Origin of the sequence: Thiorhodovibrio frisius, from assembly GCF_033954835.1 — a bacterium.
Lineage (GTDB): Bacteria > Pseudomonadota > Gammaproteobacteria > Chromatiales > Chromatiaceae > Thiorhodovibrio > Thiorhodovibrio frisius.
Genome location: NZ_CP121471.1, coordinates 1,543,449 through 1,568,666, shown reverse-complemented (window position 1 = coordinate 1,568,666; position 25,218 = coordinate 1,543,449). Strand labels below are relative to the sequence as shown.

Here is a 25,218-nt window from a genome sequence, read left to right as displayed (position 1 = left end):
TGACCCGTCATCGCGCTAAACGTCAAAGACCCAGCGAAAACGGAAAATCTCGAGCAGCCCGCCCGTGATGGCGCCGGCGACAGCGCCCGCCATTAGCGTACCCGGCAACCGGTCCGGCAAGGCCATCAGCGCCATGGCCATTGGGCTCGACACATCGCCCGCGATCGACTTTGACACAATCCAAACGCTCGCGGCGGTGAGCATGGAAACCACACCGATCACCAATGCCTCTTTCCAGCGATTGTCTACTGCGTCAATCCGGGCCAGTAGGCGAACCCAGGGCTGAATGGTCACGACATAGAGAACACCATTGACCGAGACCAAAAATGCCACGGTGACAATCTCGAACCGCACCAAAGGAACATAGGGTGCCGCCAACGCCAGCAAAGCGCCGCACAAGGCCCCCGAGACGATGCCTGTCACCGCCTTTGCCACCACATGAGAAGTACAAATACTGGGAAAACTCACAAACAAACCGCCAACAACGCCGGCCACCAGTCCAGCCAGCGCCGGCTGCCAAAGTTCCGTGGCAGCGCCAGGAATCAGCAATATTATCGACCCGGTCGACACCCCGACTAGGCTCGCGGCAATGGCCACCTGGCGCGCACCGTAGAGCATGGCACCCGCGCCACCCGCAAGGGCCGCAGCAGGCACCAAGGCCCAGGGGCCAAGATTCGTCAGGAGAAAAAGGTCTTGGAGTGCCACGAACAGCGGCGCGTAAATGACGCCGATGATGGCCCAAATCAGCGCACGAAGCAGCAGGTGGCGCTTCTCCGGTGCACCTGCGGCATAGGTTGCGGTTGTCATTTTGGAGCCTGTCACGGAAAGAAAAACGGATGACACAGATCAGACGCATGCCGCGAGCACGGCATTGCATCACGCACAGGCCGCTGCGATCTGCGTGCCCAGTCAAACGGGAAACAAACTAGCAGAGGCCAGATGTCCGCAGCTGGCAGTTCAAAAAGCGGGTTGGGAACTCGCAGTTAGGCGAATAAGGGCTTGAAGGCAAACCAAACGCCAGAAACGGCATTTTCCGGCACGCATAGACGCGGGCGGTATCGGTAGAGGATGCCGCCCGCGCTTCTCAGCCAAAGATCCGCGAGACGGATCAGGAAGCGGCCGGCCTAGGAGAATACGAGGAGCACCAGCCATTCCGGTTCACGGAGAACCCAGTGAACAAGGTGCAGGGAATGTATGCATCAGCACTTTCCGGCATCTGGAACATGCAATTGGCGCAGTGATCCGCGTCCGTCTTGCGCTCCGTCGCTGCGGTGGCATCCTCAACGTACTTCAGCTGGGCCGCCATTTGATTGGTGGCCGGATCAAGATGCGGCAATTCCTCGGCCTGCGCGGCCGCCATGCCGACGAGGTTCATCAACGGAACGGTCGCGAGACCACCGAGAACCACCTTGACAGCATCACGACGGCTTTGATTCATTGGCTTATCGGACATTTGTCATCTCCTAAACTAGCTGTAGACTTGAAGTCGCGCCGGTGCGCGACAAAATTTCATGGGCCGTTGGGGCAACCAGGCCCCAGGGCTTGCCTTAAGACGGAAAAGCGGCCCATGCCGCCTATTCCGACCCGGCATTTTGCATCAAAGTTCACCAAAAGGCGAATTTCCATTTTTTGCACCCCAATCTACCATCAGCGGCCCGGTCACGAAGTTACCCGCGCCGAGCAGATGCTTCTGCCAGTAGGCTCGATTCTAACGAGGCAGAACAGGATCAGGTATACCGACCAACGCTCGCCAGTTCAGCCATCACTTGAATCGCCAATCGACTGACGGCATTTCTGCCCTATCCATCGCGGCTTCGGAGCTTCATCCATGAATATTTCCATCATCGGCGGTACTGGCTTTGTCGGCCAGGCGGTTGTTGATCGACTACTGGCGGACGGCCATCATCTGAGGCTGCTGGTGCGCCCGGGCAGCGGCGCGAAGGCGCCCGAACACCCCCAATGCACCCGGATTGAAGGCCGGCTTGAAGACCCCGACAGCCTGCGCAGCTGCATCGCGGGGAGCGATGCAGTGATCTATCTGGTTGGCCTGCTGCGCGAGAACGCAGCTGCGGGCATCACCTTCGAACTGCTACAGTTCCAGGGAGTCGAGCGCAGCATCGCCGCCGCAAAAGCGGCAGGCGTCGCGCGTTTCCTGCTGATGAGCGCCAATGGGATTGATGCTGGCGAGACACCTTATCAACGCACCAAGCTCCAAGCCGAGGCTGCGCTCAAAGACTCCGGGCTCGAGTGGAGCATTTTCCGCCCCTCGGTGATCTTCGGCGAACCCAATGGGCGCATGGAGTTCTGCAGCCAGCTCAAGGCCGAACTGATCGACGGCCCGGTTCCGGCGCCGCTATTTTACCAGGGCCTGCTGCCGCTCAAGGCCGGGCAGTTCAAGCTCGGGCCGGTTTGGGTAGAGGATGTGGCCGCAGCCTTCGCCACCGCGCTCACAGGCGCTGACACCATCGGGCAGACCTATGCGCTCTGCGGCCCGAGCGAGGTGAGTTGGAAGGAGATACTGACCACCATCGCTGCGGCAAGCGGCAAGAAGAAGACCATGCTGCCGGCACCGGTCATGCTAATTGCCCCGATAGCCGCCGTGATGGAGCGCTTTCAGTGGTTTCCTGTGACCCGCGATCAGCTCAAAATGCTGGTCGTCGGTAACTGCTGCACTGAGGACGGCTTCAGCCGGCTTGGCATCAGGCCCGCGCCCTTCAATACCGCTGCGCTAAAGTATCTCGGCTAGCAGTATCTCGGCTAGCAGTATCTTGGCTAGCCATCAGTTGCCCGAACGCGGCTTGAGCTGCTCCGGGCGCACCCGGGGTGTAAAATACACATCGGCGTCATCGAGGTCGACATCCTCGCCGGCGCCATTCACCAGCGGCTGCTCATAGTCTTTCCACCCGCTCAGGCCGGTCTGTAGCGAGACCACATTGGTGTAACCCAGCACTTGCATCGAGTGGGCCGCCAGCACGCTGCGATTTCCAGAGCGGCACACCACCACGATTTCCCGATCACGCGCCTGCACCAACTCGGGCACCGTCTCCTCATAGTCCCATTCGCAGGCCGACTCCAGAATGCCGCGCGGCACATGGATGGAGCCGACAATGTGCATGGCGTCGAATTCATCCGGCTCGCGCACGTCGAGAATCAGCATCTGCGGATTTTCCTGCAATCGTTCTTCGAGATCCCAGGGCATGATCTCGCGCACGTCGGTCAGACAGTGCTGAATGAGTTCAATAAATTTTTTCATCGTCCAAATAGGTGTTCATTAATGATTGCTTCAGCTATGACTGCGGGAAAGACCGGCAATTGCATCAGCACCCGGCTTTGACGAGGTCTCTGCACACAGGCCACGTTCCACCGCGATCACCGCCGCCTCGACCCGCGAGCGCACCTCGAGCTTGCGCAGAATGGCTTTAACATGCAGCTTCACGGTGCCGTCGCTGATGCCAAGTTCGCGCGCGATGGCTTTGTTGCTGAGCCCGGCCGCAAGCTGGCAGAGAATTTCCATCTCGCGTGGGGTCAGATCGGAAAAGCGCGGTTCTTTCACCGGCGTGGTGTTCTCATCGCGCACCGCGCGCGCCAGCACGCCGGTTAATTCTTTCGCCACCACAGTTTCGCCGGCAAGGATATCGCGCAATGCGGCGACCAACTCGTCCGGTTCCATGTCCTTTAGCAGATAGCCGTTGGCTCCCGCTTGAAGAGAGCCGATCAGGTCGCGCTCATCGGTACTGGTGGTCAGCATGGCCACGCGCCGTTCAATGCCCTCGGCGCGCATGCGCTTAAGCACATCGATCCCGCCCATCACCGGCATGCGCAGATCGAGCAGCACCACGTCCGGACCGCAATCGCGCGCCAGGCGCAGGCCGACTTCCCAGTCGCCGACTGCGTCTATGACCTCAATGCCACGGCGCTCAAGCAACTCCAGCAGGCCGACGCGAAAGAGCGCATGGTCATCGATCAGCAGCACCCGCATCAGGCAGCCCGCCGCGCCGGGGCGCTATGATTTTCAGTACCGACTTTACCCGCACCGAAGCGCAGTTCCACCCGGGTACCCTCCCCCGGCTCGGTCTCGATGCTCAGATCGGCACCGATGCGCCGGGCGCGTTCTTCAAGAATGGACAGCCCGATATGTTCGCCCGGCGCGCCCTGATGCTCCGGCTGCGCAAAACCTACGCCATCGTCCTCCACCAGCAGCGCGGCGCGGCCATCTGACTCCTGCATCAGCAGCAGCCGAACCGTCTGCGCATCGGCGTGCTTACGCACGTTATTGAGGGCCTCCTGTGCGATGCGCAGAATATGTAATTCCTCGGCCGCAGAGAGTTCGAGGTGACGGCAACTCGCCTGGAAGAAGGTCGGGATATTGGTCTCCTGGCGAAAACGCTGGGCCAGATGTTCCAGTGCCGGCAGCAGACCACGACGATCCAGTGGCGCACGAAAGCTGCCGAGGAGTTCACGCAATTCGCCATGAGCCTCGTCGATGCCATTGCGCAGGCGGTTGAGATCGACTCGCGCATCGCTTGGCAATTCGGTATCGACCAAAGCATCCTGGAGCATGCGCACCTTTAGCCGCAAGCTGGCCAGCGTCTGCGCCAGGGAATCGTGCAGCTCGTGCGCCAGGGTGCTGCGTTCCTCGACAATCGACAGCCGCCGCGCTTCCTCATCCGAGCGATGCTTGGCGATAGCCACGCCGATGTGCTGACCGATGGTCCGCAGCAATTCCAGAATATCCTCACGTACGGACACGCCCGGACGATCGACAAAAATGCTGTAGGCACCAAAGAGTTCATCGTGATGCTTGAGCGGCACTGTCACCACTTCAATCTCATCGCTGCCGAACATTCGCCGACCATAAATGCGCGAGCAATAGCGGGCATCATGGTCACACAGAATCTCGCCGGGGATTAGCACCGTGCCGCACAGGCACAGATCGACAGGGGATTTGTCCGTGCTAGCGATGAGGTCGTTATCCAGACCGATGGAACCGATCAGACGCTGCTGACCATCCGGCATCAACAGCCGCACGGTGGCGGCGCGACCATTGACCATCTCTTTCAGTACGCGCAAAAAGCGCAGCAGCATTTCCTCGAGACTGTCAGCCGTAGTGATACCAGCGGCGACATCGTAGAGAATTTTGAGCGAGGCGGTTTTCTGCGCAAGCCTTGTGGTTTGGCGTGCGACGCGCGCGTCCATGTCTTCGTACAAGTCGGTCAGCTCGGCATTCAGACTGCCGATATCACGCGCCATTTTCCCCAGCACCCCGGCGTAGCGCAGGGATTCACTCGCCCCAGGTTCGCCCTGGCACACGCGCGCGACTGATTCCTCCAGATGCGCGAGCGGGCGCAGCAACTGCGCATACAACCGCTGCCCCACCACAAGCGCGGCAAGCAGCGCCACGCCAAGTGCGGCCAGCGCCACAAACAGCCAGACACCGGCTGCGGGCGGGAAACGAAGCCAATGCAGGATTAGCGCCAAAACAGCAACAAAGAGCACCCCCGGCACTGTCATCAGCGGCCCGAGCAGACGCGCCGAGCGCAGCAGCTCAGGGACCCTGGGGCCGCGAACCGGGATGCTCTCAGAGGGATTCATGCCCGCAAGCGCGCGCTGATCTCCTCCGGCGGCACCGGTCGCCCGAACAGAAAACCCTGCACCTCATGACAGCCTTCTGCTGCAAGGAAGTCTGCCTGTGCGCGGGTTTCCACCCCCTCCGCCAGCACCGCCAGGCCGAGGCTGCGGCCCAGAACAATCACCGCGCGCACAATGGCGTCGTCATTGGGGTCCTGCGTGAGTTGCTCGACAAAGCTGCGATCGATCTTCAGCCGGTGGATGGGCAGACGCTTGAGATAGCGCAACGAGGAGTACCCAGAGCCAAAGTCGTCGATAGCCAGATACACACCCATCTCACGCAGCGCTTCGAGATTTGCCCGCACTTGATCGATGTTGCGCATCAGCATGGACTCGGTCACTTCGAGCTCGATGCGGTTGGCGCTGACACCAGTGCGCTCGAGCACCCCGCGGACCTGGGCCACCAGCTCAGGACTCTCCATCTGCGGCATCGCCAGATTGATGGCAAGGCGCGGCACCTTGATGCCGTCCCGGTCCCATTGCGCGAGTTGGCGCACTCCCTGCTCCAGCACCCAGTCGCCAATCTCGCGAATCAGTCCGGTTTCCTCGGCAATGGGGATGAACACGCCGGGTGAGATCAAACCGAGCTCCGGATGCTGCCAGCGCAGCAGCGCTTCCACCCCGACCAGGGTTTCATCCTCGAGTGCGATCTGCGGCTGGTAGGCGAGCCAGAGTTGATCGCGCGCCAGGGCGCCGCGCAGGGCACTTTCGAGCCGCAGGCGGTCGCTGACCCCCGAGGTCATGGTGGCCTCGAAGAAGCGGTAGGTATTGCGGCCATGCTCCTTGGCCTGGTACATGGCCAGATCGGCGTGGCTCTGTAGCTCGTCGATGTCGTCACCGTCGGCTGGAAACAAACTGATACCGATACTTGCGGTGATGAACAGCTCGCGATCATCAGCACTGAAAGGTTCGGCAAAACAGTTCAAAATACGCGCCGCCAGTCGCCCCGCGACGCTGGGTTCGGCCAGATCCTCGGCCACCACCATGAACTCGTCGCCGCCGACGCGGGCGATCAGACAGCTGTCGCCAATCGCTTTCTGCATCGCCGTCGCGACCTGCTGCAGCAGCTGATCGCCGACCGGATGGCCCAGGGTTTCGTTCACGTTCTTGAACAGATCAAGATCGAGATACAGCAGTGCCAGCAATTTCTTGCTGCGACGCGCGCGCGCCAGGGACTGTTCCAGGCTCGCGCGCAGCAGAGCGCGATTTGGCAGACCTGTCAGAATGTCGTGATGGGCAAGGCGGTAGAGCGCCTCCTCCGAGCGGCGCAGGCTGCTCAGATCACCAAAAACGCCGATGTAGCCGGTCAACTCGCCGGCATCGTTATGCATTGCGCTGATGGTCGACTGCTGCGGATAAACCTCCCCGCTCTTGCGTCGGTTCCAAAACTCACCACGCCAGGAGCCGGTTTCCTCGATCGACGTCCACATGGCCTTATAGAAGGCATCATCATGGCGGCCTGAACGCAGCATCTGTGGCGTCTTGCCCAGCACTTCGTCCTCGCTGTAGCCGGTAATCTCGCTAAATGCCTGATTCACCATCAGGATGCGGGTTTCGGCGTCGGTGAAGACGATCCCTTCGGAAGTCTTTTCAAACACGGTCTGCGTGCGCACTTCGCGTTCGCGCGCGGCCCGCTCGTCGGTCATATCGCGCCAGGCAGCCAAGATCGCCGGCTTTCCCTGTAGCTCGATCCGGCTGAGATTGAGCTCGACCGTGATCGCGCCACCATCCGCTCGCTGATGATCCCAATAGGTATGCGCAGATCCGCTCTCAAGCGCCTGCTCCACCAGCGCCTTGGCCTTGGTGATCGATGTCTCGCCATCCGGTTGGGTCGCGGGCGAAATCTCCCACGGCCTCGTGCCAATGAGCGCGGACTCATCCTGATATCCGAGCATGCGCAGGGCGGCTTGATTGAATTTGATAAAGCGCCCCTCGGCCAACAGGCTCATGCCCTCACTCGCCGACTCGAACAGCGCCCGATACTGAAGCTCATGCTCCCGCAGGGCATTGTCAGCATCGATCCGCTCAGTAATATCCTGTAGCGAGCCGATCAGCTTAAGGATTCCGCCCTTGCCTTCACCATCCCGGTACACCGGATCGCCCGCGATCTTCACCCACAGGGCCTGCCCCCTGGCGGTAGTCAGCCGGACTTCGAGCGCGAACTCCACACCCTCGCGCAACGCGCGCTCAATGGCCTGGTGCACGCTGTCGCGATCGTGCGGATGAAAAAAGCCGATGGCCTGCGCCAGACTGGGTGAGAACGTCTCACTGACTTCATGAATATCCCGGGTCGAATCCGTCCAGATAATCTGGCCAGTTGCCGCATCCAGCTCCCAGCCACCCACCCGCGCCATGCGCCCGGTCGCGCGCAGCAACGCCTCGCCGCGCGCCCGCGCCTCCTCGGCCAGCTTGCGTTCGGTAATGTCCCGATTCACACCGCGACGCCCGAGGTCACGCCCATCCGCACCCGAAACGGGCGTGCACACATGTTCAATCCAGTGCAGCTTGCCATTGCGGTCGAACAGCCGAAGCTCCAGCTTCTGCGGGCCACTGATGGGGATACCGCACTCACGGTTGAAATGTTCTCGCCACAGCTCACGGTCATCCTCGTGAATCAGGCGCTCGATCAAATGTCGGTCTTCAAGGAAATCTTCCGCCGGAAAACCCGTGATCCCTTCACAGGCAGGCGATATATAGAGGAAATCGCCATCGGCCGAGGACCAATATTCCCAGTCCGGGCTAAACTCGGCCAGCACCCGATAGCGCTCCTCGCTATCGCGCAAACTTTGGTAAGCCACGCCGAGATCAGCGCGGTGTTTTTCTTCTTCGGTGCGATCAATCACCGCACACAGGAACCTCCGACGGCTGTCACGCTCGAAACTCAGTCGCGCAACATGCAGATCGCCAACAAAAAAGTGATCGCCGTCGCTGAGAAAGCGCAACGCATGGAGCACAACGGTCTGATCGGTGTCGAGACGGGACCAGGCCTGAATCACCTGGCCGCGGTCTTTTTCATCCACCAGCCGCACAAAAAAGTGCTGATGCAAGTGTGTCGGCTTGAGCGCGAACACCCGGCTGGCTTCCGGGTTAGCGTCCATAATCAACCCTTGCGCATCAACGATCAGCTCGGCGATCGGCAGCGAATTGAAAAAGGTGGTGAAGCGCGCCAGGGCTTCCTCGCGCCCACTTTCGCTGCGGCGCAGCTCTTCGTTCTGGATCAGCAGCTCCGCATGATAAATGCGAAGATTCTCCACAACGGTTTCGAGATTTAACTCGCCCCGGGCAAGCACCTCCTCGGCCAGATCGTAGCGTCCGTCGCGCAGTGCTTGGAGCGCTTGTTCGCGCACATCCTGCGCCTGCGTGACATTGTTATCCTCATCCTTGAGCGGGAACTTTTGATCGAATTGATTCATTCATCGCCTCGGAAGCGAATGCTCCTCAAAAACGCACGGTCGCAATCGTGTTGACACGGCACTCGTGGTTTAACTGATAGACCCTCAGCTTTCGTCACCCTCTGCACCAAGGTTGTCACCATCCTGCAAGGATTGCGTCAGATCGACATGGCTAATAATCAAGCCCCCTGCAGGATGACGAATCGGCGCAACGTGCATCACAAGGCGATGTTCGCGCTCGTCCAGGCAACACGGGTACTCCATCGAAAAGCCGCTCTTTGCTCCTGACAGCACCGCTTCGATGCCCGATCTCGCCGCCAGCGCGACCTGCTCCTTCTTGCTCCCGTCCTTGATCTCATCCGGGTTTGCGTCCGGGCTTGCGTCCGGAGACTCGCACATATCGAGATAATTTACTCCGACACCATGTTGTTGCAGATCCTGATCGCCGGTGTGGTGCGCGAATTTCCGCCACGCATCGTTCACCATGGTGATTTCACCATGCGAATCGAGCACTGCGACACTCTCGGGCAGGGAATTCAGTACCGCCTGCAAATGCTTGATGTCGTGCAGTGTCGTGACATCAATGAAGGTCGCCACCGCGCCGCGCGCATCGCCGCGACGCACCGCATAGGGCAGCACCCGCACTAAATAAACGCGCCCGTTACTCGCAGTAATCTCGCGCTGCAGCATCTCACCGCTTTGAATGGTATTGCGCAACTCTTCGATAAAGTTTGGATAATTGAGCAAATTGCTAAAATCATCGATGTTGCGGCCAAGATCGCCATCGCGAATCTTAAACAGCCCCGTGGCCTCGGGAGTGAAGCGCGTCAGACGCAAATCGGAGTCGACAAAGACTGTGGCAATGGCCGCAGCCTTGGCCATACCGTCGAGATCGGCATTTAGCCGGTTGAGGATTTCGATCTTTTCCTGGTTCTCGGCATTGACGGTGTAGAGTTCCTCGTTGACCGACTGCAGCTCCTCGTTGGAGCTTTGCAGTTCTTCGTTCGAGGCCATGAGTTCTTCATTGGTGGCCTGGAGTTCCTCGTTGGCAGTTTCGAGTTCCTCGATTGTGGCCTGCAAGCTCTCGCGCGTCGCCGCCAGTTCGCGCTCGAGTGTCTCGACTCGATCAGCGGTCTCGTGATTGAGGTCCATGGTTTCCATGCCACCGGGGCTGTGCACGGAAATGCTCTCAGCGGCCATGGGCTCGAAGGATAGCAGCAGATAGGGCTCGCGCTGCTCGATCTCGACCCGCCGCACCACCAGGCGCAAGCGTTCGGACTCGCCATCGGACAGTTTCAGGCTGAGCACATCAGAGCGCAGCGGCTCGGCGCCCCGGGCTGCCTTGTGCAGCAGGGCCTGCGCCACAGGCGCCACCTGCGCCGGCAGCAGCTTGGGCAAATCAAGCGACACCGCCCCTTCACTGAAACGCAGGTAACGACCGACGTCGCCGAATACATGCAACAACTCGTTGTTGGAGTTCAGCAGCAGGGTGTTGGGTGCATAGCTGCGCAGGAGCAACGACTGACCGGCATCAATGGCCACAGCATCCGTCATGCCACGGCCCGGCTTGTTGACCGCACGCGGTTTGCCCGCCATGTTTGAATAGCGCCCCAGGGATGAAGACGACGGATCAAGCGGCAGCGAGACATGCCGCAGGATGCGGTAAATCTTGTGCTTGGAACTAACAGCGGTGAAGTCCGACTGGAGACCGGCCAGGGTCTCGCTCGAGCCCAGGAACATGAAACCACCGGGCGCGAGTGCATATTGCATGCGCCGCAACGCCCGTTCCTGCGCCTCGCTGCGGAAATAAATCAGCAGATTACGGCAGGTGACCAGGTCCATGCGGGTGAACGGCGGGTCTTCCAGCAGATTGTGGCGCGCAAACACAATGCTCTGGCGAATTTCGTTCTTCACCACAAAATGATTGCCGCGTTTGTAGAACCAACGCTCCAGCCGCTCGGGCGAGACCTCGGCAGTAATGGCCTCGGAAAACACTCCCGCACTGCCAACATCGACATTGTGCTGTTCAACATCCGTGGCGAACAACTTGAAGTTTGGCCACCGCTTTAAACGATCGAATGCCTCGGCAAACAAGATGGCAATGGAGTAGGCCTCCTCGCCGGTGGAGGTAGCCGGCACCCAGGCACGGATAGCCTGCGCCTCGCCGCGCTCTTGCACAATGGTGTGAATCGCATTCTGCGCCAGGGTTTCGAAAGACTCCGGATCGCGAAAAAAATTGGTGACCGGAATCAGCAACTCGCGCCGCAGGGCGTTGAGTTCGGTGCGGTCGCCGTCGAGCAGACGAGCGTAGTTTTCCAGATCTGGCACATGACGCACTTGCATGCGTCGCTCGATGCGGCGCATCACGGTGGCCGGCTTGTACTCGCGAAAATTGATCCCGCCCTGGTGATAGAGCAGATGCATGGTCTCTTCGAGCGCATTGTCCTTGTCGTAGCCAACCGTGGCACGATTGCTGCGTATGCTAATGCGCGCAACCTGGCTGATGTGGTCGAGAATGCGCGGACCGAGTTCTTCCGGCGGCAGGATGGCATCGACCAGACCGGTGGCGATGGCACTGCGCGGCATGCCGTCAAACTTGGCTGTTTCAGGCTCCTGGGCCAGCAGAAAACCGCCGGCATCATTAATGGCCACGGCACCTCGGGTACCGTCCGAGCCGGTGCCGGAGAGCACCACACCGATAGCGTATTTGCCGAACTCCCGCCCCAGGGCGGTGAAGAACAGATCAATCGGCAGGGTCAGGCCACGGGGGTTCTTGGGACTCAGGCGCAGCTCGTTGTTGGCGATACTCATCATGCTGGCCGGCGGAATCAGATGCACCCGATCAGTCTCGATCTTCATCCCGTCCTCAACCGTCACCACCGGCATCAGCGTATGACGCGCCAACAGATTGGCCATCATGCTCTTATGGTCTGGCGAGAGGTGCTGAATCACCACATAGGCCGCTCCGGAACGCTCGGGCAGCGCCTGAAAGAACCGCTCCAGCGCATCGAGTCCGCCGGCCGAGGCACCAACGGCGACGATGTAGCGCCCTTTTTCGTCATCCGGCACCATTGTGGCGCTCGCCAGGTCCTCTTGACCCGGTTGGTCCGTTACAGTTTGATCTGGTGCAGCTTGATCTGGTGCAGTTTGATCTGTCACAGCTTGATCATCATCAGCTTGATCGGTGACAGGCTCTTGGTGAGTCGACATAGCTTTTGTGAACCTATACGCCTTGGCGCTGTTGCGCGCCCATTCGAAAATCTCGCACGCGGGTTAGCAATGCCGGAGCATCTTGACCGCTGCCGCTAGAAAACCGCCAGGCTGACGGCCTGCTCATCGGCCGCTTTATTGAGCGAATTGGCCCAACATCATACTCGTGCCATCAGCGGCTTGCTATCGAAAAGGGCGCGGTCCGACCATGCAAAGCGGCGGACTTGTCACCGCAAGGCATCGATTTTTTTTGAGTTCACAACCCGAAAGCGCCATGCAGATACCAGCCTGCATGCACCTCGCCACCAGGGGCCTGCGCCGGCCTGCCATGACCCGGCGTACTATCCCCGGCCAGGCGGCGATAGACCCAGAATCTTTCTCCGTTTGCCGCCTGCACGCTGAAGTAATCTCGCGCCACCGGATGCGCATCCCACCAGCCGGTTTCAATGCGTTCACGCCCACCACTGAATCTGAGCGGCTGCGCCCGCGCCAACCCGGGCAGCATCGCCGCTGCGGCAGAGTCGGCCAACCACAGACACCCGTCGCGCAAGCGCAGACGCAGCGGTTGCTGCAACAGCCACAGCGGCCGCTCATCGCGCCCGCGTCCTGAAATTGGCTGGAGGTCAGCGGGCTGCCCCCCGGGCCGGTCATCATCGCCCGGGGGCGAACTTGGTTTCATCCAGCGCCAGGCCCGCTCGGGGCGGTGATCGTCCACCAGCGCCAAGGTCTTAACCGCCTCCTCGCCAAGACGTGCGCGCAGCCGATCGAGCAGATCAGCCCCATAGTGACGGCTCCCTTCATGGTGCGCAAACAAATCGCCAGTGTGCAGGGTGATCATCTGAAAAGGATCGCTCGCGAGCACAATCGCCCGCACCGGCGCCACCACCGGCGCAGCGGCCAGACGCGCGCGCAGCAACCACGTCCAGGACTCTAGGTCGGCCTCGGGTCTGGCGCTGCCGAGGCGCAGCGCCGTGCTCTGCCCCTCGGCATGAAGCCAGGTCCAGTAGAGCATCGACACCACCGCCTGGCGCGCCTGCAACAAACGGCAAAGCTCCGCCAGCAGCCGCCGGCAGGCAAAGATGAGCGCGTCCGTCTCCTGTATCTCAACCGGCAATTCCAGCTCGCCATGAAAGCGATCCGGCGGGACAAACGGCAGTCGCGGATCAGGCTTTTCGCCCAGCACAGCTTCGAGCCTGTCCACCAGCGCGGTGCCAAAACGCAGGGCCAGACCGGCGCGCGGCAATGCCAGCAGATCGCCAATGCAGCCTAGGCCCATGCGCTGGCAGTCGGCTTGGGCGCGCGCATTCAAACCCAGCGCCAGCGGTGGCAGTGCAGCCAGCCGCCGGCGCAGATCCTCGGGGCGGACAAGGATTTCCTCGCAGCCCCAGGCCGCCAGCAGCAGAGCACCCCCGGGCGTCGGCGCCATGCAGACCTGTGCTTGATAGCCGAGAGCTGCGGCTGCCTCAACCACAGCGCGATAGAAGGCTTGGGCACCGCCAAAGAGCTTCAGACTGCGCCCTGCCTCGAGAACCAACGCCCGAGGTGGCGCCACACTGACCTGATCGCTAAACGCCAGCGCCCAGGCGGCGAGACGCTCAAGCGCGGCCCGCTCCAGCGCCGGGCGGCGTGGACGTGTGCATAACTCAGCACTCAGCGCAAGCGCCGCCAAACGCGCGAGCCCTGCGCGCACGCCCACCGCCCGTGCCGCCGGATTGCAGGCGATGACCCGCGCCCCATCCGTAATGGCAAGGGGTCGCTGCTCACCCCAGGCGCGCTGATAGACTTCGAGCGGGAGCGCCGGGAAAGACACCGCCAACCAACAGGATGGGAGCATGCCAATTAGCGTGAAGCAGCCGCTTCAGTGCTGGTGGTGAGCGGGACCATGAGCCTTAGAACCGCAGCTTGACCGTCGCTGAACGACCGCGCTGTTTGAGCAGCCTGAGCTCGAGTTGATTGGGCGTCATGGCACCGAGTTGCAGGCGCAGACCGGCGGGCGATGGCTGAGTCGCCACGGCTGGCGGGCGAAACACAAAGGCAGGGGTGCGCGTTTGCACCGATGCCAGCTGCAAACGCCGCAGGTCCGCCATCGTACCGCGCTCGATCCAGCCAATGACGGCGGCACAACTACCAGCCTGCAGCGCCTGTTCCATGACCCACAACACCGGCTGGCAGGTGACAACCAGCAATCGACCCGGCTCCAGGCCACGGGCCGCCAGCGCCGGCGCATAGGGCAGCAGCGGCGGCGCAGCCATGAGTATCCAGGGGCGCTGCCGGCCAAGCCGCGCCAGTGCAGGCAAAATCAACGCCAGGCCCGGACCGGGACTGTCGGTCAGAATCTCGCACAGACCGGCGTTGGGCCAGCCGCCGCCGACCAACGCCCGATCCAGGGCTGCGAAACCGCTCGCCAGCCCAGGCTCGGCACAAGCCGTCTCTCCCTTGCCACGCCACAGGTCGCCGCGCTCAGCGAGTAGTTCCTCTAACAGCGCCCTGGGTACAGGAGGTGATACTGGTCCCGGTGACAGTCCTGGTGCCGATACCGGTGCCAATCCCGCTGCCGCGACGACATCCATCGGCTCCGGGGTGCTTGCCGTTGCCAGTGCCAAGGATCAGCCCCCCAAAGATGTCGCCAGTTGCCGGCGCAGCACGCCAACAGCCAGACCTTCGACCGCCAATTCCTGCGCGCGCAAGTCGATATCGATGGGGTCAAACTCCGGGTTTGCGGGCAACAGGCGCACGCGATGAGGTGCATCGTCGGATTGCTGGAAACGCTTGACCGTGACTTCATCATCGACACGCACGATGAGAATCTGCCCATTGCACGCCTCTGCCGTGCGCCGCACCGCGAGCAGATCGCCATCGAAAATGCCGGCATCGCGCATGCTCGCGCCACTGACCCGCAGCAGATAATCCGCACGCGGGTGAAACAGGGCGGGGTCAATTGGGTAATAGTCCTCGATATGCTCGAGCGCCAGCAGGGGGCGCCCTGCGGCCACTCGCCCGACCAGCGGCAGAGTGCCAGCCGCGGGAGGGGCTGAGGCGGGCGCGGGCGAATCAAGCAGCCGGATGCCGCGCGACGCGCCCGGTTTAAGCTCAATCACCCCGCGACGGGCCAGCGCCTTAAGGTGGTCTACGGCTGCATTGACCGAGCGGAAACCGCAGGCGGCGGCAATCTCCGCGCGCGTCGGCGGATAACCGGTCTCCAGCACATAGCGGCGAATCAACGCCAGAATTTCCCGCTGGCGGTCAGTCAAGGTGGGCTCTGCCACGGGCGACTCCAGAGTGGGTTAGGATCAATGAAGATCAGAATACTGTTATTTTAGACAGTCCTGACCATCTCGCAAGCCGCAAGGCCCCAGCGCCTGGCCCATCCCGAAAAAGCCTGCCTGAAAAGCCCTAAAGCCACCAACAACCCTGTCTGTTTGGGCTATCCTTTACCGCCAACATGAACAGAGCCAAACGCACCGAGATTTTCACCCGTCTGCGCGCCGCGAATCCGCACCCCACCACGGAGCTGCGCTATGCCTCTCCGTTCGAGCTGCTGATCGCCGTGATCCTATCCGCCCAGGCCACGGACAAAAGCGTCAACAAGGCCACCGAGACGCTCTTTGCCATCGCCAACACACCCCGTGCCATGTTCGCGCTCGGCGAGGCAGGCTTGAGCGAACACATCCGCACCATTGGCCTGTTCAACACCAAGACTCGGAATATCCTCAAAACTTGCGCCCTGTTGCTTGAACACCACCAGGGCCAAGTCCCGCGCGAGCGCGCTGCACTCGAAGCCCTGCCCGGTGTCGGGCGCAAGACCGCCAATGTCATCCTGAACACTGCCTTCGGCGAGCCGACCATCGCCGTCGATACCCATATTTTTCGTGTTGCCAACCGCACCCGCCTCGCCCCAGGCAAAACGCCGCTCGCGGTCGAAAAGCAACTGCTGCGCTTAGTCCCGCAAGAATTCCTCAAAGACGCCCACCACTGGCTCATCCTACACGGTCGCTACAGCTGCACGGCCCGCCGCCCGCGCTGCACGGATTGTTGCATCGCGGATTTATGTGAATTCCCTGATCGCGCTTCACCCACAGCCCCATCCCTGGTGAAAGACTCCGGCGACCAGCCACCTCACCAGACACTTTAGAGGACCTGAAGTATGGATCTTTTTGATGTCATCGCAGTATTGATTTCCTTGTCGGCGGTTTTTAGCTGGCTCAATACCCGCTTTCTTAAACTGCCAACGGCAATCGGTTTGATGATGATGGCGCTGGCGATGTCGCTGGTCCTGCTACTGCCATTGCCACTGAGCGAGTATATCGCCCTGGACGCCCGCGAACTGGTGGCAAGCGTCGACTTCAATGCCACCGTTTTGCACGGCATGCTGAGCTTTCTGCTGTTTGCCGGAGCCTTGCATGTCAACATTCATGATCTGGCAGAACACCGCAACACCATTGCGGCCCTCACCACAATTGGCGTTTTTCTCGCTAGCCTGATCATTAGCCTTGCGGTCTATCTGGTCTTTCTGCTGCTGGGCTTCGATATTCCCTATATTTATTGTCTGCTATTCGGTGCCCTTATTTCACCAACCGACCCGATTGCCGTACTGGGAATACTCAAAAGCGCCGGCGCGCCCAAAAGTCTGGCGACCAAGATCACCGGAGAGTCTCTGTTCAATGATGGCGTCGCGGTGGTGCTCTTCATGGTGCTATTCGACATAGCCATCGACGGTCAGCACATCAGTCTCGATCATGTGCTGGTCCTGTTTGCACAGGAGGCCATCGGCGGTGCCATCTTCGGGCTCATCGTTGGTCAGATTGCGCTCGAAATGCTTAGACGCATCGACAATTATCAGGCTGAGGTGTTGATTACGCTCGCCGTGGCGAGTGGAGGCTACGCGATTGCCGAGCATGTGCATTTATCCGCCCCCATTGCCGTGGTGGTCGCCGGCTTGATGATCGGTAACCAGGGACTCGGCGGCGCCATGTCAAACAAAACGCGCGAGCACCTGGATTCCTTCTGGGAGCTGGTGGATGAATCGCTAAACGCTGTACTGTTCGTGCTGATCGGACTCGAGGTACTGGCACTAACGATTAAAGAGAGTTTTCTCCTCGCTGGCGCGCTACTCATTCCGCTGGTGCTGCTCGCCCGGGCGCTAAGCATCGGCGTGCCGCTGGGACTTTATCGCGGTTTTCGCAATGTCTCACCCGGTACCGTGGCGGTGCTGACCTGGGGCGGAATTCGCGGCGGTATCTCGGTCGCCCTGGCATTGTCCCTGCCACCCGGCGCCACCCGCGACTTGATCCTGACCGTCACCTATATGATTGTGGTGTTCTCGATCATGGTCCAGGGGCTGACGCTGGCACCCGTGATTCGCGCATTCAATCAAAGCGCGAACCGCGAGTTCGGGGCCGCCGAACCGGAGGACAGGGCACCTGAACCTGAGTGACACACTGACGGTTGCACCAGCGCGGTGCATAGCCAAAAAAAAACGGGGCCCGCAGGCCCCGTTGCAAGGATGATGAGATGCTATCGCATCATCACTAACCTGCCTTGACAAACTCCGGATAGGCTTCCAGGCCACATTCGCCAATATCGACGCCCTCGTACTCTTCCTCCTCGCTGACACGCAGGCCCATGGCCAGCTTGATCAGGAACCACGTCAGAAGAGATGCGGCAAAGACCCATGCCAGAATGGTGAAGAGACCAATGAACTGAGCAACAAAGGATGCGTCGCCATTAGTCAGCGGCACAGCGATCAGACCCCACATGCCGACAACACCATGCACTGAGATGGCACCGACCGGGTCATCGATGCGCAGCTTATCCATGGTGACGATGGCGAAGACCACAATCACGCCGCCGAGGCCGCCGATCAGGGTTGCCGCGATCGGGCTCGGGGTCAGTGGCTCGGCGGTAATAGCGACCAAACCGGCCAAAGCGCCGTTCAGTGCCATGGTGAGATCGGCCTTGCCGAACATGATACGAGCGGTGATCAACGCCAGAACCAGACCACCAGCTGCGGCCATGTTGGTGTTGACGAAGACGGCAGCCACCGCGTTGGCCTCGCCGATGTCGGAAATCTTGAGTTCCGAACCACCGTTAAAGCCGAACCAGCCCAGCCACAGAATAAAGGTACCCAGGGTTGCCAGCGGCAGATTGGAGCCAGGAATGGCGTTGATGCTGCCGTCCTTGCCGTACTTGCCTTTACGCGCGCCGAGCAGAATCACACCGGCCAGAGCCGCAGAGGCACCGCACAGATGGACGATACCCGATCCGGCAAAGTCGTTAAAGCCGATGCCGTCGAGCCAGCCACCGCCCCACTTCCAGTAACCCTGCATTGGATAGATAAAGCCGGTCATGATGACGGCGAAGGCCAAGAAAGCCCAAAGCTTCATACGCTCGGCCACGGCACCGGAGACAATCGACATGGCGGTGGCGACAAAGACCACCTGAAAAAAGAAGTCGGAAAGACCCGAGTAGTAGGACGGGTCAGGGGCTTCTTCTGGGTTGGCTGCCTTCGCGGCAATAGCCTCGGTGATCGCTTTGAGCGTATTGTCGTCCGTCGCGTTCATGAACATGAACGACCAGTTGATGCTTGGGATAACGCCGTTACCACCCGCCGGATACATGATGCCGTAACCAATCAACATGTACATGATGCAGCTGATGGCAAAGAGCGCGACGTTCTTGGTAAGAATTTCAGCGGTATTCTTGGCGCGGACCAGCCCCGCCTCGAGCATCGCAAAACCGGCGGCCATCCACATGACAAGAGCACCGGAGACGAGAAAGTAAAAGGTATCCAGCGCGTAGGCGAGCTGTATCGTTGGTTCTTCCACTATGAGGTTCCTCCTGCAAAAGTCGCTTAAAGCGCGTCGGGACCGGTCTCGCCGGTACGGATGCGGATGACCTGACCGACGTCGAAGACGAAAATCTTGCCGTCGCCGATCTTGCCGGTACGGGCTGCATTGGTGACAGCTTCAATCACCTGCTCAACCAGACCATCGTCGACAGCAATTTCCACCTTAATTTTGGGCAGAAAGTCGACGACATACTCGGCACCGCGATACAGTTCGGTGTGGCCTTTCTGCCGCCCGAAACCCTTAACCTCGATGACAGTGATGCCAGACACGCCGATATCGGCCAGCGCCTCCCGCACATCATCGAGCTTGAATGGTTTAATCACTGCTGTGATCAGCTTCATTGCATAAGCTCCCTAAGTGTATTAAGTGCGGGTAACCGCCATTGACGGTCCCCGCGCAATTAGCCTGTCGGAACGTCAGGATACTCGGACGACTTAGAACGTTTTGTTCCAACCGACCCAGACTTGGGCATCTTCGTCATAGTAGTCGCCATCGGCATCCACTTGTTCATAAGTGAAGCTAAAGGTCCCAAAGTCGCCCGCCTCTTTGCTGACGGTCGCCCCCCAATGCCAGTAATCGTAGGAGGCTTTTTTTGCGACACCATTACTGTCGGCGTAGAAATAGCGGTCATTATCAAAGTCATAGTAACCGCCGAAAACGCCGAAACTAAAATCCCGGGGAAGCGGGACATCCAAGGCGGCGCTGTAGTAAAGGTCGCCCTCCGCGAACATGCCGCCATCGTTCACCTTGCCGTTCCATGCGGTATATTGAATGCCGCCAGACACGGCAGCAGGACCGAAATCATAGCCACCAGAGATACCGATTTCCCAAAAGTCGACGTTACCCGAGCTGTCAGGATAGGCGTAGTAGATGGTATTGAGGCCCAAGCTGGCGTTTTCATCAGGCAGGCTAAAGTCGTAACCCGCATACAAGTCGAGTTCATAGGTCGGCAAACCCGAATTATTGCCGGATGTCGTGCCCACAACCGTTGGGCGCCCCGTGGTTGGATCGAGTCGCACAACCCCGGTCACTGTTTGGGTTCCATCGTCCCAATCGATGTTCGACGCCCAAGTACCAGCATAGAAGCCGCTCTCGTGAGCCACATCCAGCCCACCCTGCACTGCCGCGCCGTCCCCCGTCTGGGTAACGCCGCGCCACATGTAATTAGAAACGGCGCCAATGTTTGCGCTGAAATCCCAAGGCCCCGCCCCTTGTGCCAGCGCGACGTTGGTGCCGGCCAGCGAGAGAGCGACTGCCGCCGCCAGACCGGCGAGTCGCGGCGACGACCGATGAATGCGTGCGGTTTCTTTCATGGCGATTTTTTTCATACGTCTCATCCTAATCAGTTGTCAGTGAAAACCGGTTAATTCGTCCGCCACCTCAGTGCAGCAAAAAGCAGTGCAGCAAAAAGCTGCGGCGGCTGGAACTGACAATTCTGCAAGCAGAACGCATGCCAGCCCTGAATGTTACGAAAACACAACGATCACTCACGACTGTTGCAAAAATACATCAATAAATGCACCAAAATAGTGCTAAAAATCCGTGATCGCACCCAAAAGATGCGCTGTATCGGTGCGCGAATCCCCGAGGACGCGACACCCAAACAGGCTCTATAATGGCTGATATTTCTTTCAGCAAGAACAGGTAGCCGCGCCATGTTGGACCCAAAACAGCTCGATGAACTCGCCCGCCGTCTCAGTGCCGCAATGCCAAAAGGCATGCAAGTGTTGCAAGAAGACCTACAGCGCAGCATGCGCGCAACGCTCGAGGCTGGACTGAACCGGCTCGACTTGGTCACCCGCGAGGAATTCGACATTCAGGCCGCTGTGCTGGCGCGCTCCCGCGCTAAGCTGGAAGCACTGGAGGCACGCATTGCCGAGCTTGAGCAATCGGCACGCGCCGGCAAGGTCTGAGCCATCCGAGCCCGATGGCCAGCACACCGCCCCTAACCAGCAAGCGAGCGGCGCGTGGGCCTCAGCATTCTCCATAGCCGTGCCCCCTATGGCATTCAGGCGCTTGAGGTGATTGTCGAGGTGCAGACCGCTGGCGGCCTGCCCGGCCTGTCCATCGTTGGATTACCCGAAATGGCCGTGCGCGAGAGCAAGGACCGGGTGCGCGGCGCGCTGCGCAGCGGCAGTTTTCAATTTCCGGACGGGCGCGTGACCATCAATCTCGCACCGGCGGATTTACCCAAGGATGGTGGCCGCTTCGATCTGCCCATCGCGCTTGGCATTCTTGGTGCTTCCGGGCAATTGCAGCCCGAGGCCATCGCCGAGCATGAGTTTCTGGGCGAACTGGCCCTTTCCGGCGCCCTGCGGCCAGTTTCGGGCGTGCTGCCCTCGGCACTGGCAGCGCGCGCTGCCGGACGCGCGCTGGTGCTACCGGTCGAAAACGCCGATGAGGCCAGCCTGGTGCGCGATCTGCGCATCCTGCCCGCGCGCCACCTGCTCGATGTCTGTCAGCATCTGAATCAGATCGAGCCGCTGGCGCCTCACCAAACCCAACCCGCCGCCGAAGCCGACAGCGCACCACTGTCCGACCTGGCCGAGGTTCGCGGCCAGCCCCAGGCTAAGCGGGCACTGGAAATCGCCGCCGCCGGTGCTCATAGCCTGCTGTTCGTCGGCCCGCCCGGCACCGGCAAATCCATGCTCGCGAGCCGCCTGCCCGGCATTCTGCCGCCGCTAACCGAAGAAGAAGCCCTGGAGGCAGCGGCCGTGCGCTCTGTGGTGGGGCGAGAACAGCTGGATCGCAGCCGCTGGCGCGAACGGCCCTTTCGCGCACCCCATCACACCGCCTCCGGACCAGCCCTGGTCGGGGGTGGCAGTCATCCACGACCAGGTGAGATTTCGCTTGCACATCATGGAGTGCTCTTCCTTGATGAGCTGCCAGAATTCGATCGCCGGGTGCTGGAGGTACTGCGCGAGCCGCTCGAATCCGGGCGCATTCACATTTCGCGTGCCGCGCGTCAGGCCGAATTCCCAGCGCGTTTTCAGCTCTTGGCCGCGATGAATCCCTGCCCCTGCGGTTACCTTGGTGACCCGAGCGGGCGCTGTCATTGCACTGCCGAGCAAGTCGCGCGCTATCGTGCCCGTATTTCCGGCCCCCTGCTTGATCGCATCGATATGCAGTTAGAAGTCCCCAGGCTCAGCCCCACCGAGTTGGCCGGCCCGCGGCCCCCTACTGAATCCAGCGCGGCGGTGCGCGAGCGGGTGTGCGCTGCACGCGCCCGCGCCGAGACGCGCGGCGGCGGCCCCAACAGCCAGCTACAACCCGCTGGCATCGAACAACATTGTCAGCTCGATGACACCAGCCGCGCCCTGATCAGCACCGCCATGCAGCGCCTGGGGCTCTCGGCGCGCGCCTATCATCGAATCTTGAAGCTCGCGCGCACCATCGCCGATCTCGACGACAGTCCGGCCATCACTCCAGCGCATCTGAGCGAAGCCATCGGCTACCGCCGCCTTGATCGCGGGGACGCGGCTGACCAAACAGCGGGCCAAAGATCAAACAGGCAATCAAGCCCGAAAACCAACAGGGCGTCACGGGCATGATCGAACTGCGCGCGCTCAGTCTCAGACGCGGTCCCAGAGTGCTGTTTGAGCAGGCCGATCTGCGCATTCACCCAGGCCAACGCCTTGGCGTGGTAGGACCCAACGGCTGCGGCAAATCCAGCCTCTTTGCATTGTTGCGCGGCGAGCTGACACCTGATCATGGCGAGTTCAGTCTGCCCCCTAACTGGCAACTGGCGGCGGTCGCACAGCAAACCCCGGCGGGCCAGCAAAGCGCCCTGGACTTTGTGCTCGACGGCGATGCACCCTGGCGCCGCCTGCAACGCGAGATGGATGCAGCGGCCCACGAGGCCGACCAGGGCCTGCACCTGGCCGGACTGCACGATGCCTTCGAGGCCATTGACGGCTACCGCGCCGAAAGCCGGGCTGCACGACTACTGCAGGGGCTCGGATTCGCGCCAGGTAGCGAGCAACGCCCGATCGACAGCTTCTCCGGCGGCTGGCGCATGCGCCTGGCCCTGGCACAGGCACTGATGTGCCGCTCCGATCTGCTACTGCTGGACGAACCCACCAATCATCTCGACCTCGACGCCGTGATCTGGCTCGAGAGCTGGCTTAAAGATTACCCCGGCACCCTGCTGCTGATTTCGCATGATCGGGATTTTCTCGACGCCATTGCCACCCAGGTCTGCTACTTCGAGCAAGGCCGCCTGGGTCTGGTCAACGGCGGCTATTCCGCCTACGAGCGCCAGCGCGGCGAGCGACTGGCGCAGCAGCAGGCGGCACACGCAAAACAGCAACGCGAAATCGCCCATGCGCGCAGCTTTGTCGACCGCTTTCGCGCCAAGGCGACCAAAGCGCGCCAGGCCCAGAGCCGGCTCAAGGCGCTTGAGCGCATGGAGTTGATCGCCCCGGCGCATATCGACTCACCCTTCTCCTTTGCTTTTTTTGAACCGGCACGCGCGGCCAATCCGCTGCTAAGGCTCGAGAGCGCCAGTGTGAGCTACGGCGAAACCCCTGTGTTGCAGGAGCTTGATCTCAGCCTCGCGCCCGGTGGCCGCATCGGCCTGCTTGGCCCCAATGGCGCCGGCAAATCCACCCTGATCAAACTACTCGCTGGACAGCTGGCGCCGGTGAGCGGCGAGCGGCTTGCATCCGAGGGGCTGAAAATCGGCTATTTCGCCCAGCATCAGCTCGATCAGCTCAACCTTGAAGATTCAGCGCTTGGGCATCTGCGCCGCCTCGACCCGGAGCGTCCGGAACAGGGGCTGCGCGACTATCTCGGCGGCTTTGGCTTTGGTGGCGAACGGGTGACCGACCCCATTGCTCCCTTCTCAGGCGGTGAGAAGGCACGCCTGGCCCTGGCCCTGCTGGTCTATCAGCGTCCCAATCTGCTGCTGCTCGACGAGCCGACCAATCATCTCGACATCGACATGCGCCTGGCCATCAGCCGCGCGCTCCAGGCCTTTGCCGGCGCTCTGGTGTTGGTCTCACATGATCGCCACCTGCTGCGCCTGAGTTGCGACGAACTCTGGCTGGTCGATCAGGGTCAGGTGACAAGTTTCGACGGCGACCTCGATGACTATCCGGCCTGGCTAGCCGCGCGCAACCAGACGCCCGGCGCGGCCCGATCCAATAGCACGTCTGCTGCCGAAAACACGCTGAACCTCCAGGTTGGCGCCAACGCTAGCGAACGCGATGCGCGCAAGGATCAACGCCGACGCGAGGCCGAGGCCCGCGCCCGCACCCTGCCACTGCGCCGGCGCCTGAACGAGCTTGAGCAACGCCTGGACCACCTCAGCACACGCCAGTACGAGCTGGAAACTGCGCTTGGCGACAGTGCGCTTTACCAGGAAGACGCCAAAGCTCGGCTGTTGTCGCTGATCGCCGAAAAGCAGCAGGTGGATGCCGATCTTGCCAGCGTCGAACACAGCTGGCTCCAGGCGGGCGAAGCCCTGGAACAGGCCGAGGCCACCGCCGCATGACGCACCTACCGCCCCAGTATCGCTGGCAGTGGTGGATGCGCGAATGGCACGAGCTGCGCGACCGGCGCCTGCGCCTGCCAAAATGGGCCTGGCATGCCCTTGTCAGCCTGACCTTGGCCGGGCTGCTACTTTTCGCCTCCCCCTACTGGACTCTGTGGCGCATGAGCCGCGCGGCCAGTTCCGCCACGCCGGAGGCGCTGCGCCCCTTTGTTGACCTGGGAGCGGTGCGCGATCAAATTCGCCGCCGCCTCAACAAAGACCTCAAAAGCGACATTGGCGAGGTGTCGGATCACTTCATCGAGTGGATCGAGCAAGGTCTCCAGCAACAGGGAACCGCAGCCATTGATCACCTGGTCAAGCTCGAATGGATTGCTGGACTGCTGCGCGATGAGAGCAGCCAGACTCCGCTGTTAGAACGTGTTATCTATGCCTTTTATGACCCTCCCCATGGCTTCCTGATCAAGCTCGAGCAGCCCGACGGCGAGCCCGTCACCCTGCTACTGCGCCCAGCGCCGCTGCGCTGGCGCATCACAGCCGTCTCTTATTGATGGTACAAAGGCAAAGCAAGCCGCGCGATCCGCCACCAACAACCCCGAGCGCTTTTGTTACACTGCCGCTAGCGCTCGAGAGTCCTTATTCCCTGTCT

The 25,218-nt window shown here is 61.0% G+C and carries 20 protein-coding genes; 7 read left to right on the top strand and 13 right to left on the bottom strand.

Annotated features, from left to right (window positions below; all coding sequences use genetic code 11):
• Nucleotides 1-15 precede the first annotated feature (15 nt).
• The gene (locus tag Thiofri_RS07290; protein ID WP_009151037.1) at nt 16-807 is read right to left on the bottom strand and encodes a hypothetical protein; all 792 of its coding nucleotides are present in this window, start codon (nt 805-807) and stop codon (nt 16-18) included.
• A 301-nt stretch (nt 808-1,108) separates the two neighbouring features.
• A complete protein-coding gene (locus Thiofri_RS07285) occupies nt 1,109-1,453 on the bottom strand; it encodes a high-potential iron-sulfur protein (protein WP_009151036.1) in 345 nt (114 codons plus the stop codon).
• Between the two features lie 375 nt (nt 1,454-1,828).
• Between Thiofri_RS07285 and Thiofri_RS07280 the strand changes: the two genes are divergently transcribed.
• Entirely contained in the window at nt 1,829-2,746 is a 918-nt protein-coding gene (locus tag Thiofri_RS07280; protein WP_009151035.1) for an NAD(P)H-binding protein, read from the top strand.
• Between the two features lie 33 nt (nt 2,747-2,779).
• Here the strand turns inward: Thiofri_RS07280 and Thiofri_RS07275 are convergent, their stop codons facing one another.
• From Thiofri_RS07275 to lexA, 8 genes are all read right to left on the bottom strand, one after another.
• Nucleotides 2,780-3,253, bottom strand: coding sequence for a rhodanese-like domain-containing protein (locus tag Thiofri_RS07275; protein WP_009151034.1), 474 nt, complete (start codon nt 3,251-3,253; stop codon nt 2,780-2,782).
• 30 nt (nt 3,254-3,283) lie between these two features.
• Nucleotides 3,284-3,979, bottom strand: a complete 696-nt coding sequence (locus Thiofri_RS07270; RefSeq protein ID WP_009151033.1) for a response regulator — start codon at nt 3,977-3,979, stop codon at nt 3,284-3,286.
• On the bottom strand, nt 3,979-5,592 hold the full coding sequence (locus Thiofri_RS07265) for a histidine kinase (protein WP_009151032.1): 1,614 nt from the start codon (nt 5,590-5,592) through the stop codon (nt 3,979-3,981). The genes Thiofri_RS07270 and Thiofri_RS07265 overlap by 1 nt, the downstream gene beginning before the upstream one ends.
• Nucleotides 5,589-9,041, bottom strand: a complete 3,453-nt coding sequence (locus Thiofri_RS07260) for a PAS domain S-box protein (protein WP_009151031.1) — start codon at nt 9,039-9,041, stop codon at nt 5,589-5,591. Before Thiofri_RS07260 ends, Thiofri_RS07265 begins: the two co-directional genes overlap by 4 nt.
• 84 nt (nt 9,042-9,125) lie before the next feature.
• Nucleotides 9,126-12,092, bottom strand: coding sequence for a chemotaxis protein CheB (locus Thiofri_RS07255; protein WP_009151030.1), 2,967 nt, complete (start codon nt 12,090-12,092; stop codon nt 9,126-9,128).
• A 394-nt stretch (nt 12,093-12,486) separates the two neighbouring features.
• Entirely contained in the window at nt 12,487-14,064 is a 1,578-nt protein-coding gene (locus Thiofri_RS07250) for a Y-family DNA polymerase (protein WP_009151029.1), read from the bottom strand.
• Between the two features lie 55 nt (nt 14,065-14,119).
• Entirely contained in the window at nt 14,120-14,833 is a 714-nt protein-coding gene (gene imuA / locus Thiofri_RS07245) for a translesion DNA synthesis-associated protein ImuA (RefSeq protein WP_143742027.1), read from the bottom strand.
• A 3-nt stretch (nt 14,834-14,836) separates the two neighbouring features.
• Nucleotides 14,837-15,496, bottom strand: a complete 660-nt coding sequence (lexA, locus tag Thiofri_RS07240) for a transcriptional repressor LexA (RefSeq protein WP_009151027.1) — start codon at nt 15,494-15,496, stop codon at nt 14,837-14,839.
• 176 nt (nt 15,497-15,672) lie between these two features.
• Between lexA and nth the strand changes: the two genes are divergently transcribed.
• Both nth and Thiofri_RS07230 read left to right on the top strand, forming a co-directional pair.
• Nucleotides 15,673-16,362: an endonuclease III gene (nth, locus tag Thiofri_RS07235; protein WP_009151026.1), complete on the top strand. Its 690-nt coding sequence runs from the start codon at nt 15,673-15,675 to the stop codon at nt 16,360-16,362.
• A gap of 12 nt (nt 16,363-16,374) precedes the next feature.
• Nucleotides 16,375-17,664, top strand: a complete 1,290-nt coding sequence (locus Thiofri_RS07230; protein ID WP_009151025.1) for a cation:proton antiporter — start codon at nt 16,375-16,377, stop codon at nt 17,662-17,664.
• Between the two features lie 94 nt (nt 17,665-17,758).
• On the opposite strand, the gene Thiofri_RS07225 is transcribed toward Thiofri_RS07230, so the two are convergent.
• The 3 genes from Thiofri_RS07225 to Thiofri_RS07215 all read right to left on the bottom strand — a co-directional run bounded on the left by Thiofri_RS07225 (nt 17,759) and on the right by Thiofri_RS07215 (nt 20,406).
• Nucleotides 17,759-18,982, bottom strand: coding sequence for an ammonium transporter (locus Thiofri_RS07225; RefSeq protein ID WP_407702930.1), 1,224 nt, complete (start codon nt 18,980-18,982; stop codon nt 17,759-17,761).
• A gap of 98 nt (nt 18,983-19,080) precedes the next feature.
• Nucleotides 19,081-19,419, bottom strand: coding sequence for a P-II family nitrogen regulator (locus tag Thiofri_RS07220; protein ID WP_009151023.1), 339 nt, complete (start codon nt 19,417-19,419; stop codon nt 19,081-19,083).
• Between the two features lie 93 nt (nt 19,420-19,512).
• Nucleotides 19,513-20,406 carry a TorF family putative porin gene (locus tag Thiofri_RS07215; RefSeq protein WP_009151022.1) on the bottom strand — a complete coding sequence of 298 codons (894 nt, stop codon included), beginning with the start codon at nt 20,404-20,406 and terminating at the stop codon, nt 19,513-19,515.
• A gap of 327 nt (nt 20,407-20,733) precedes the next feature.
• Here Thiofri_RS07215 and ubiK point away from each other — a divergent pair, with 327 nt between their 5' ends.
• From ubiK to Thiofri_RS07195, 4 genes are read left to right on the top strand one after another with little or no spacing between them, the layout of a single operon-like run.
• A complete protein-coding gene (gene ubiK / locus Thiofri_RS07210) occupies nt 20,734-20,991 on the top strand; it encodes a ubiquinone biosynthesis accessory factor UbiK (RefSeq protein WP_009151021.1) in 258 nt (85 codons plus the stop codon).
• Nucleotides 20,992-21,045: 54 nt separating this feature from the next.
• Entirely contained in the window at nt 21,046-22,629 is a 1,584-nt protein-coding gene (locus Thiofri_RS07205) for a YifB family Mg chelatase-like AAA ATPase (protein WP_009151020.1), read from the top strand.
• Nucleotides 22,626-24,572, top strand: a complete 1,947-nt coding sequence (locus Thiofri_RS07200) for an ATP-binding cassette domain-containing protein (protein ID WP_009151019.1) — start codon at nt 22,626-22,628, stop codon at nt 24,570-24,572. The genes Thiofri_RS07205 and Thiofri_RS07200 overlap by 4 nt, the downstream gene beginning before the upstream one ends.
• Nucleotides 24,569-25,120: a DUF2939 domain-containing protein gene (locus tag Thiofri_RS07195; protein ID WP_009151018.1), complete on the top strand. Its 552-nt coding sequence runs from the start codon at nt 24,569-24,571 to the stop codon at nt 25,118-25,120. Before Thiofri_RS07200 ends, Thiofri_RS07195 begins: the two co-directional genes overlap by 4 nt.
• The last annotated feature ends 98 nt before the right edge of the window (nt 25,121-25,218 follow it).